Consider the following 11,294-nt stretch of genomic DNA (forward strand, 5'->3'; position numbering starts at 1 on the left):
CTTCTCAATAATTAACAGGAAATTTACTGTCACCTTTTTTCACCTTAACAGGCTTTTCTTTTCCTTCTGCTTTGGTTTTATCAAGCAAGACAATGATCGTACGTAACATAATGATTATATCTAGCAGAAGAGAGTAGTTTCTAATATAATGCAAGTCATATCGTAGCTTATCCTCAACATCCGTCGTGTACTTCCCCATAACTTGGGCATATCCCGTAATTCCAGGTTTTACAACATGTCGGTATTCATAGGACTCGAACTGTTGGACAAACTGCTTTGTAAAATATTCTCTCTCCGGCCTTGGACCCACAAGTGACATATCACCTATGAGTACATTGAACAATTGAGGCAGTTCATCTATTCTGGTTAGTCTCAATAACCTTCCGACTCGTGTAATACGAGAATCGTTTTGCTTAGCGATGATTGGCCCCGTATGTACTTCTGCATCTTCTATCATTGAGCGGAATTTATAAATTTGAAACTCATTTCCATGTTGTCCGATTCTTTTTTGCCTGAAAATGATCCTTCCTTTTGGCTCCTCAAACTTGATCATAAAACACACAAAAAGAAAAATTGGGGATAAGAGCACCAAAAAAAGAAAAGAGAAAATCATATCAAAAACCCGCTTGATCAATCGCTGGTCAGCAGGAAGACCAAATGGCTTGACTGCTAGGACCATCGTGTCATCAAGTGATGTGATAATCGATTTAGAAAGCAGCAAATCATATAAGGATGGAACAACATATACGATCTTATTCTGTTTCATAGCTTGGTAAATGATCTGGGCTTTCTTTTCTTCCAATAATTCTGGGGTTATTATGACGGAATCTACCTTATTCATTTGTGCAATGATTTCTTCTAGGCTTTGATCAGGCTGAACATGTTTCCACTTTATAGCACCGAGGAATGACATGTCGATCTTTGCAAATTCAACCTGTGAACCAATTAGCAATGTTGTACCTGCTTTATAATCACGTTTACATTTCGAATAAATAAATTTCCATCCTGACAGTAATCCAATCATAAGAAAATAAGAAATTACTATGACAGATCTCGGCAGCGCAAACTCACGAAAAATAAAAGAAGCGGCCATTGTTAAGAACGTAATGAATGTAGTCGCAACGAAAATACTTCTGACAACATCCCATATGCTTTTTCTATTTAATGTATAAAGCTCATAGACTGTTAGAAAAAACAAGCTAATCAAAAGAATCCAAGGTGCAAGCGCCAGAAATGATTCCCAGTTTCTAGCTGTAATATTTTCATACCTCAAGAAAAAAGCCAGAACATATGTTAAAAAAATGATGAACAAGTCGACCGTTAACAATATAAACTTGTCAATGCGTCTATCCAATATATTAAACATAAAAAAACCCCTAACAATATCAATTGCTAGAGGTATTTTAACATACTTACTGTTTTCCAAACATCACACATTCATATGTCTATGTCGATTCTTAGGATTTTTTAGGCTGATTTATTAAGAGTTGCTCTTCTTCCACATCTCTTAACGGCTTTGCTGGATTACCGACAACAATCTTTCCAGAGACTACCTGTTTAGTTGCAACGCTTCCTGCCCCAATGACTCCATCTTCCTCCACAATCAGTCCGGGTAACAGAGTGGCATTTGCTCCTACCCTGCCGCCTTTTCGAATTGTACACCCTTTAAAAGCAGAAAATCTTTTTTCCGTACGTCCAATATAGTTATCATTACTTGTTACAACACCAGGTGCAACAAACACATAGTCTTCAATCGTAGAAAAAGCAGTGATGTATGCATTTGTCTCAATCTTGCAATATGCGCCTACGCTACATTCGTTTTCTATAGCCACTCCACGGCCGATAATCGTTTGGGTGCCTATTGTTACCTTTTCACGAATAGTAGCAAGATCAGCCACGAATACTTCATCTGCCAGTTGCGCATTCACGTAAACAATCGCACTGGTTCCAATTGTACAACGATTTCCGATCACAGTTGGTGGATGATCTGTTTGCGCCTTTAAGATCGATCTTGCAGCACGCATAGGTTTTTTTCCAATTACAACATTGTCATGTATTTGGCATCCTTCGCCGATTTTCGTGCCTTTGTAAATGATAACGTTATGACCGATCGTCACATTATTACCGATGACAACATCCTCTTCCACTATACAGTTGAATCCGAATGTAACATTCTCTCCTACAGTAGCCTGACCGCTGATGTGTAGATTCATACGTACGACCCCTCCAAATAAGACTTACCTTTCTATAATTGCGACCAGTTCTTTTGCTTGCATTTCTCGTGAAAAATATTGCTCAACAATCTCCTTGCCCAAACATACCAACGGATACATGTTGCCTTGAGCAAGATTATAAATCACTGTAGGTAAAAAGTCTGAGCCATCTTCTTTCATGTTCCCGTAGATGCCTAAGTGATTTCGCTTTAAAAAGGCTTCTATCTCTCCCCTAACCGTTGTTATGATTGGCTTGTCATGCATAAGATAGTCAAATAGTTTATTGGGTAATGCCCCTTCAAACAATGGAACATCTTTTAAACAAATAATGAATGCGTCGGCACACGAGAGATATTTCTGAACGTACGCTTTCGAAACAGCTGGGAGAAAAAGTACGTTATTGTCTAGTTCATATTCCATAACTTTCTGCTGAAGTTTCCCCTTCTCCACACCTTCACCCATTAACACGATCTTTATTTTACTTTCTTTACGCAATAGTTTGGCTGCTTCAATTATCTGCATAAGATCATTTGCCGGACCATGTGCTCCTGCGTACATAAAGACGAAATCATGTTGCCCTATCCCCATTTGTTCCCTAATCGTATTTCTTTGCACGGAGCAATCTTCAGGCATGGACACGTTTTCAAGATCGATGCCATTCGGCAGGAAAAAAATCTTGTCTGCCCTAATTCCTTTTTGCTGGATTCTACTGCTGATTCCCTCAGTAAGCACAACGATTTTGTCAGCTTTTTGATACAGCACTCTTTCCATCCATCGCAATATCTTAATGATGAATGTATCATCTTTACCTGTAATATCGACAAGTGAGTCTGGCCAAAGATCTCTAATTTCAAGAATAAAAACTGCTTTTCTGATCTTCGCTACAAGCATTGCTGAAAAAGCAGTAAATAAAGGGGGTGATGAACCTATAATGACATCAGGCTTGTCACGTTGAAAAAGTCCTACAACCCAAAACCAGCATGCATACAACAACATATTGATCATACGAAAAGGTCCGTTGTCTTTGTATGCAATTGATCCTAACCACAGAAAACAGAACCCCTCCATGAACTGTTTCTTTGCTAGGGTCCATCTGGAAAACCGAAATTGCTTATTGTGATGGATGAAATTACTCCCCCAAAGAGTAACCTTGTACTGTTTACCCAGGTACTTCGCCAACTCATAGTGTCGAGTACTAGCTGGATATTCAGGAGTAACACTATATTGGTTAACAATCCAAATGCTTTTCATGATTTTCACCTAACAAGTTAGCGTAGAGAAATAACAGCTTCTTACTTTCTTCTTCCCAATTACCTTCCATTCTTGCCCATTCCCAAGCGTTTTCCCGGTATTGTAGGAGGTACTCTCTTTCACTTACCATTTTTCTAATTGCCTCCGCAATGCTTTTGGGATCTTCGGGATCAAATAATTCTCCAAAATGAACCTGATCATTCAACTTGCGAATTTCTGGCAAATCACTGGCGCATACAGCGAGTCCAGCCATAATATACTCGGACAATTTATTTGGTAAGCTGTAATAGTTATTTAAGCATGTCGGTTTGTAGGGAATTATTCCGATGTCTGCAAACGCAGCTCCCTCCGTCAGTTGTTCCATCGTTACAGGTTCTAAAAAAGTAATTTTCTCCGTGAGCTTTAAATCAGCTACAAGTTGCCTCAGTTCATTCTCAATAGAACCAAAGCCCCGAATGAAAAGCTTGCAATCGTCTGGCCAATATTCTACACTTTGAATCATTTCTTCTAACCCGCGATCCGGCATGAATCCACCGTGATATAATACGGATACTTCACGAATTGTCCCTCTGGTGATTGTTTTCACAGGGGTCATATTCTGACTAACGTAATTCTTCAGAGACAATGGCAGCGCAACGTTGTATCGCTTTTGTAACTCTTCTGCAATCGAACCATTGACTGTTATTACACGGTCTGCTCTCTTGATTAACATACCTTCTACGATTTGTAGACATCGTTTTATTACTGCAGATGTTCCTTGCTTTTGTTCCGTATATAGTTCATGGGAGTCATAGACAAGCTTTGATCGATGGATGAAACTCGCTATAAAAGCAATGGGGAGAGTATCAAGGTCATGGGCATGATAGACCGTCGCTTTTGTCCCAAATGTTTTCATGGAAAGCCAGACCATTTGATAAGCCTTAAGTAATACCTTTAATGGAAATCCCAGCTTCTTTTTCAATGCGGAGTCACCAGTCATGAACTGGTCAATCTTTCTCCTTACTTTCTGTGTGAGGAATGATACATTAGCCCGCTCCACTTCATAACCAGGCGAGAATCGCTCCTTTGGCTTATCATCCTTGTTCAGTCGAAGTCCTATAATTTTCACCTTATAATCGGAATCAGCCAAAGAAGCAGCCTCTTTCCGTACACGCGGATCTGGAGTAACAGTGTTACTGACGATCATACAAATATCAATCTCTGAATTTCCCTTGCGCAAATCGTAAGTGACACCTCCACGGTACCTAAGTCTCAAACTTAGTCAATAAACTTCTTAAACCAAAGCTCTACATTTAACAAAGCCCAAAGCTCCCAGCTGTTGTCTTCTTTCTTGTTCAATGCTTCTTGAAGTTGTTTAGGTTGAAACATCCCACGGTCTAACGATCTTTTATCTAACAATGACTCATTTAAATAATTTCTGAGTTCATTTTTAAACCAATAGTTAATGGGGGTAGGAAATCCCTTTTTGTCAGTTCTCTCCAGAACCTCTTTAGGGATAACATTTCTGACTGCATCCTTCAAAATATACTTAGGGTCACCCATCTTGACTTTGAGCCCAGGAGGGATTTTCGCAGCCGATTCTACAAGTCGGTAGTCAAGCATTGGAACACGAGATTCAATGGAGACCGCCATACTTGTTCGATCCTCTACTTGCAACAGTGCAGGTAAGTAAGTTTTAAAATCATGGTAAAGAAGCTTGTCGAATAGCTCCTCAGCGTTATCACTGTTTACATATTTAAAAAACTCTACATCACTATCATATGAGTGGTAGGTAGATAAAACCTCACTACCTAATAACGATACATCTAAAGCCATAGAGGTACTGAAGTGTTTCCACTTTTCTTCTGGTGAGCTAGAACGAACCGATAAGTATTGAAGAGCTTTGTTAATGGTCGTTCTGATGCCTCTACGTTTTAAATAATTTAGCAAGAAATGTATCTTGTTAAATCTAGAAGACGTCCTTGGTGACGAAGTACCAGGAGTTACAAGATCGGTAGCTGCCATTGTCCCCGTGGTTAAAAAATATCGTGGGTAGCCACCAAATAGTTCATCTCCCCCTTGTCCACCCAAAACAACTTTCACATGCTCACTTGCTAGTTTTGATACGAAATATTGAGGAAATAACCCCGGACCAACAGCTGGCTCATCCATAACCCATGTCATTCTATCCATTACATCAGGAAATGTTAACCCCTGTGGCACTACTTCCAAATAGTTAGTCTTCGCATGCTCTGCTACTGCTTTTGCATATTTTGTTTCGTCATAGAAGGGGTCTTCTGCAAACTTGCCTGAAAAGGTTTTTAACGTATGTTGGTCACCAAGTAGTTCTCTAGATAAACAAGTAATCGCACTCGAGTCTATTCCTCCACTCAGATGGCATCCAAGTGGTACATCACTTCGCAAATGGATTTTGACCGAATCGCGCAATGTTCCTAGAATCATCTCACTAGCTGTTTCCTCTGTAAGCGTATGATCGTGTCGAAACGATACATCCCAATACTGCTTTATTTTGGAGTTGCCCGAGAGATCACTACTTAGTGTATGTCCTGGCATCAATTTTTTAATTCCTTTAAAAAACGTCTTATCTCCAAGCACATACATGTATTGAAGGTAATCTAATATGGCTTCGTAATTTGGTTGTCTCTTTATTGTTCTATCTTCAATGATCGCTTTTATTTCTGAGGCAACTATTAACCGCTCATCGTCCAAATAGTAATAGAACGGTTTGATCCCAATCCGATCTCGAGCAGCAAAGATTCGCTGTCTTCGTTCATCCCAGATGACAAAACTGAACATTCCATTAAGATATGCAACGCACTCTTCACCATAAAGCTCATAGAGATGTAGTATAACCTCAGAATCACTTTCCGTTTTGAAGTTGCGTCCCTTTCGGCGCAGCATTCCCTGCAATTCCTGATAATTATAAATCTCCCCGTTAAAAACAAGCCACATTGTTTGATCATGGTTAGCCATCGGTTGGTGTCCGCCAGCCAAATCAATAATACTTAACCTTCGAAATCCCAATCCAACAGGACCAGACGTATAAATCCCTTCATCGTCAGGTCCTCGATGGATCATTGAATCTCGCATTTTCGAAAGCAACTGAGGGTCTACGGGCTGTCTGTTAAAGTGAAACATACCTACAAAGCCGCACATGTTATTAAGCTCCTTATTAACTATTGCCCATCAATGAAAGTTTTGAACCAAAGCTCCAAACATAACGCTCCCCACGTTACACGACCGAAATCCTTTTCATTGGATATCGCCTTCTCCAATGCATCTGTTTGAAAGATTCCGCGCTCCCGAGCTTTTTTATCAAGCAGTATCTCACGAACAAATGGCAATAGCGCATCTTTATACCACAGGTTCAGAGGCACTGGGAAGCCCATTTTATCTTTTCTATTAAATACCTCATCAGGAATATGGTTTTTGATTACTTTCTTGAATAAGTATTTAGGCTGTCCACCCTTAAATTTAATAGCAGGAGGAATGGAAGCCATCAGTTCAGCAATGCGATGGTCTAACAAAGGCACACGGGATTCCAGCCCCCATGCCATGCTAGTACGATCTTCAACGTGTAGAAGTGCAGGCAAATGGACCTTCATATCAAAGTAGAGCATTTTATTCAAAAATGAAGCAGCATTAGAACCATTAAATATTAAACCGAACTCATTCACTACACGATCTGAATGAGAAAATAGATCACTACTGTAAATCGCTTTCGTGTCCCCAGAACGATCCATTAACCTGAAATATCTTTCATCTTGGGAGCTAAACAATCCATCGGCCCAAAAATATTTAAGCATTGGTACGTATTGCTGTAGCATTGGCAGACTAGGAATAATGGAAGCTAATGTAGCCGCGTATTCTCCGCGATGCTGGGTCTCCATAATTGCACCTTTTAGACATTCTTCTAAATACCCAACCAAATAGCGAGTATACCCAGCGAAGATTTCGTCGCCGCCTTGGCCGCCCAGCACAACTTTCACATGTTCAGAAGCCAATTTTGAAACCATGAATTGTGGGAAAACGCCAGGACCTGCAGCCGGTTCATCCATGAAACGAATGATTTTAGGAAGAGTTTCCATAAAATCTGCTGATGAAGGATATATTTCGTTATACGTTGCTCCAGTCTGCTGTGCTACTAACTTTGCATAGCGAGTCTCATCAAATCTTTCCCCTTCTTCAAAGGCACCCGTGAATGTATTTAATGAGCTCCCCGTCACATTTAACATTGAGGCCAAGCTAACTACCGTACTAGAATCTAGACCACCTGACAGATGAGCACCCAAGCTTACATCAGAACGCAAGCGAATTTTAACTGCGTCATCGATCAGTACTTTGAGACGATCAGTGAAATACTCTTCTGTGTGTTCATAATCGATATCAAAATTCAAATCCCAGTATTTTTCGATTTTCTGGATCCCCGCTTGTGGATCCACTAGCATGTAATGACCTGGAGGAAGTTTTTTAACCTTATCAAACAATGTTTTTTCTCCAAGCACTGTTTGAAAAACAAGGTACTCTTCCAAAGAATGTTGGTCAACATTTCGAGTGACTTGACCTGTAGAGAGTAGCGCCTTAATTTCCGAAGCGAACATAAAGGTTTCATTCTGATGCCAGTAGTAAAAGGGTTTTACACCCATGCGATCCCTTGCGCAAAAGAGCAGCTTCTTACGATCATCCCAAATCGCAAAGGAAAACATCCCAATAAAATATTTAAGACAATCAATCCCGAACTCTTCATAAGCGTGCACAATGACTTCTGTATCCGAATACGTACGGAAACGATGTCCTTTGCTTCGAAGATTCTGTGCCAATTCCATGTAATTATAAATACACCCATTAAAGGTAATCCAAACGGTTCCATCTTCATTTGAAAGTGGCTGTTTCCCGCCCTCTGGATCGATAATAGCTAAACGGCGGTGCCCAATCCAGAGCCGATTCTCCGGGGACATCCATTCGTCAAAACCATCGGGACCACGATGAGCAATAGCATCGAGCATATTTCGCCCCTGATGCTTAATCTCATCAAACGCCCCCCTATTTGATAGGATTCCTGCAATACCGCACATGTCCTGAACACTCCTAATTCTTGAATACTTTAGTGTTGTATATATGAAGGAGCTTCTGTCCTTCGACTTCCCAGTTTAATTCAGTCGCAGCTGCATTGCATTTCGCTTTCAAATCGTTTTTCCTATCTACATCCTTAAGCATCTCGCATACGGTTTGTCCAAAGGCAGAAGAAGACCCCATGTTTGTAACTTGAATAAATCCGTACTTTTCCTGCATCAAGTTAAAAAACGGCAAATCATCTGCAATAATCGGAACCCCAGCTAAAACATATTCAAACAATTTATTCGGTGAGCAGTATAAGTGGTTGTCATCAATCGGGCGATAGGGAATGATACCTATATCGGCCCCAGCAGAAAAATGAAGCATTTCCTCACTTGGGACTTTTCCCAAAAAGAAAATACGATCCTGAATATTTTCCTGAATCGCCACTTCTCTCAAAACTTTTTCGTATTCGCCATACCCGATAATCGCCAATGCTGTTTTTTCTGGGAAGAAACGCACTCCTCGAACAATGGTTTCAAGATTTCGCTCAGGGGAAATCCATCCTTGATAGAGGACAATATTCCAGTCTTCAGGAATCCCACTCTTTTCGCAAAGAAGGGCCCTTGATTTCTCAGGATTGAAGTTTATTGGCTTTTCCGTACAATTCATAATTACTTCCGGTCTTTTCACTTGATAACGTTCTTCCATAAGTTGAGCTATAAACGGATTTACAGTAATCGATACCGTCGGTTGTTGAATATATTTCTTCTCCAACTCATAGTACTTACGCTGTAGTGTCTTTGGTAGGACCTCTTGGGCATAGTAGAGTTCATGCGCGTCATACACCAAAGGAACCCCTTTTTTTGCGGCAGCATACACACCTACTTTTAAACACGGCAAATCATGAACATGATAAACGTCAGCATCAAGCTCCAGCAGTTTGGTAAGCATGAACTGATCAAAAGGGTCAATCTCCAGAATTGATCTTGCAATCTTCATAAATGCCTTGTTTACGAACATTTTCACTCTATCGTTATTGGGAAGATAGGATCGAATCTTCTTTAAGCGCTCGTCATCCCAATCGTACTGATAACGATGAATTTCAATGCCTTCCCAATTGTAGTGTTCTTCTTTTTCACATTCAAATCCAGCCAACAGTGTAACAGAGTGCCCTGCATTTACCATAGTTTTTGCTTCCAGCAGAATCCTTCGATCAATCATGTAACTATCTGGGGTTATCATTACTATTTTCACTTCAATCCACCCTCTACCAGTTTCCGTAAGCCTCTTCAATATTAATAGATTTTATGTTTGTTCTGTACCCTGGAGACCAAAGAAAATTTAAGTCCCGCACTTGTGGAAATACGATCGGGGTAGCTTTTGAACTGCTTTTAAGACTAATTAAGCTATCTTGGAATAACAAACCAACGGTAGGATCCAGTGTAATTATTTGTGATCCGACCTTCACCTCGACGACAGCATGGAATGCGTCTTCGAAATAATTTATACTTTGATACCTGACGTTATAATTCAATAGTCTTAAAAAGTCATGCATTTCACTTGCGAGATTTAAACAGTGCGCTGTCAAACTGTACAAGGGAATTCTTGGTCTTAAATCTGATTCTGGAACCTGACTATACATATAATTAACAGAGTATAGATAGGTTAAGACCGATAAGAACTGAATATCATCTGGTAAATTTCGAACATCATCTAATACTTTCTTTACATTTGGATACTGTTTCAATGAAATAGAAAGAAGCTGATCATCACTCATTAATTTGTTAGCTCTTAAATCTACCTCTCTAGATTCATTGCCAATTTTCAAGCCAACAATTGAGTCATTACTTACGTTACCAATAACAATACCCGGTAAATTCCTCATTTTATCCACTCTATCCATAAGAGGAACCTTATGGTATTCCCACATTAACATATGAATAGCTAAATTTAGTTCATAGATTAATGACTCTGAAATTTGCCCGACGTTCTGTGCAGGAGAGGGATAGTTAGAGAGTAAACGCCTGATCAAATAATCTGAGTTTGCTTCACGCTCTATATTAGATACAAAAAATTGGCCAACCCATACCTGTTGTCTATAGTTTGGATGTTTTTTGTGTCTGACATCAACTTGCAGTGAATAGATGCCTTCTTTAGGAAATCGGTAACCAGTAGCAAGGGATGCCTGATAGGGAGTAATTACTTTCCAATCTTCTTCGCCATACTTGCCCCATAATTGAAATTCAAGATCACTCAGTTGAAATTTGCCCTCTTTGATAATAAAGTCGATAGGTTCATTAACTTTTTTTTCAACGTAAAACGGTGCCCAGCTAATTCCCTCTACCAATTCCATATCTTTGATCGGCTCTACAACATTAAACTGCTGAACCCAATGTTGGACATTCTCTGGATGTTTTAGATCCTTGATATCAATCTGAATATAATTTTCCCCGGTTTTTGTGAATGCAAAATCTATCAAGGGTAATTTCCCGTATGGCTGAACTAATTCCCAATCTTCATTAGGAACCTTGACCCACATCTGATAAACCAATTGTTCTTTTGATATTGTATTTTCTATTGGAAAAAGATTAACTCTTTTATTCACATCAATTACTGTTGATTTTGGAGTCCATTCGATATTCTTGACAAGTTTCTCTGTTGATTCTATTGCTATTGCTCTTGAAGGAAAATAAAAGTTACCAAGCAAAAGAAAAAAGGCAAGAACAACATAAACCCATTTCATAGTACGTGGATTACACATATTCATCAATT

Annotated in this window: 8 protein-coding genes; all 8 read right to left on the reverse strand. The window is 39.6% G+C overall.

The genetic code is table 11. From position 1 onward, the window contains the following. Nucleotides 1-4: 4 nt before the first annotated feature. Complete coding sequence (locus ACM6JA_RS29335; protein ID WP_414855243.1) at nt 5-1,426, reverse strand: sugar transferase; 1,422 nt, start codon at nt 1,424-1,426, stop codon at nt 5-7. Nucleotides 1,427-1,457: 31 nt separating this feature from the next. Further along, nucleotides 1,458-2,213 (reverse strand): DapH/DapD/GlmU-related protein, encoded by a 756-nt coding sequence (locus ACM6JA_RS29340; protein ID WP_414855244.1) that lies wholly within the window; start codon nt 2,211-2,213, stop codon nt 1,458-1,460. A 24-nt stretch (nt 2,214-2,237) separates the two neighbouring features. After that, a complete protein-coding gene (locus ACM6JA_RS29345; RefSeq protein ID WP_414855245.1) occupies nt 2,238-3,464 on the reverse strand; it encodes a glycosyltransferase family 4 protein in 1,227 nt (408 codons plus the stop codon). Beyond that, nucleotides 3,442-4,650 (reverse strand): glycosyltransferase, encoded by a 1,209-nt coding sequence (locus ACM6JA_RS29350; protein WP_414855246.1) that lies wholly within the window; start codon nt 4,648-4,650, stop codon nt 3,442-3,444. The genes ACM6JA_RS29345 and ACM6JA_RS29350 overlap by 23 nt, the downstream gene beginning before the upstream one ends. Nucleotides 4,651-4,721: 71 nt before the next feature. Next, nucleotides 4,722-6,620 (reverse strand): asparagine synthase (glutamine-hydrolyzing), encoded by a 1,899-nt coding sequence (gene asnB / locus ACM6JA_RS29355; protein WP_414855247.1) that lies wholly within the window; start codon nt 6,618-6,620, stop codon nt 4,722-4,724. 20 nt (nt 6,621-6,640) lie between these two features. After that, complete coding sequence (gene asnB, locus ACM6JA_RS29360; RefSeq protein WP_017252311.1) at nt 6,641-8,539, reverse strand: asparagine synthase (glutamine-hydrolyzing); 1,899 nt, start codon at nt 8,537-8,539, stop codon at nt 6,641-6,643. Between the two features lie 13 nt (nt 8,540-8,552). Next, nucleotides 8,553-9,776, reverse strand: coding sequence for a glycosyltransferase (locus tag ACM6JA_RS29365; RefSeq protein ID WP_414855248.1), 1,224 nt, complete (start codon nt 9,774-9,776; stop codon nt 8,553-8,555). Between the two features lie 13 nt (nt 9,777-9,789). Next, nucleotides 9,790-11,289, reverse strand: a complete 1,500-nt coding sequence (locus ACM6JA_RS29370) for a hypothetical protein (RefSeq protein WP_414855249.1) — start codon at nt 11,287-11,289, stop codon at nt 9,790-9,792. Nucleotides 11,290-11,294 lie beyond the last annotated feature (5 nt).

The sequence above is a fragment of the Brevibacillus sp. IT-7CA2 genome (assembly GCF_949767855.1).
In the GTDB taxonomy this organism is placed as follows: domain Bacteria; phylum Bacillota; class Bacilli; order Brevibacillales; family Brevibacillaceae; genus Brevibacillus.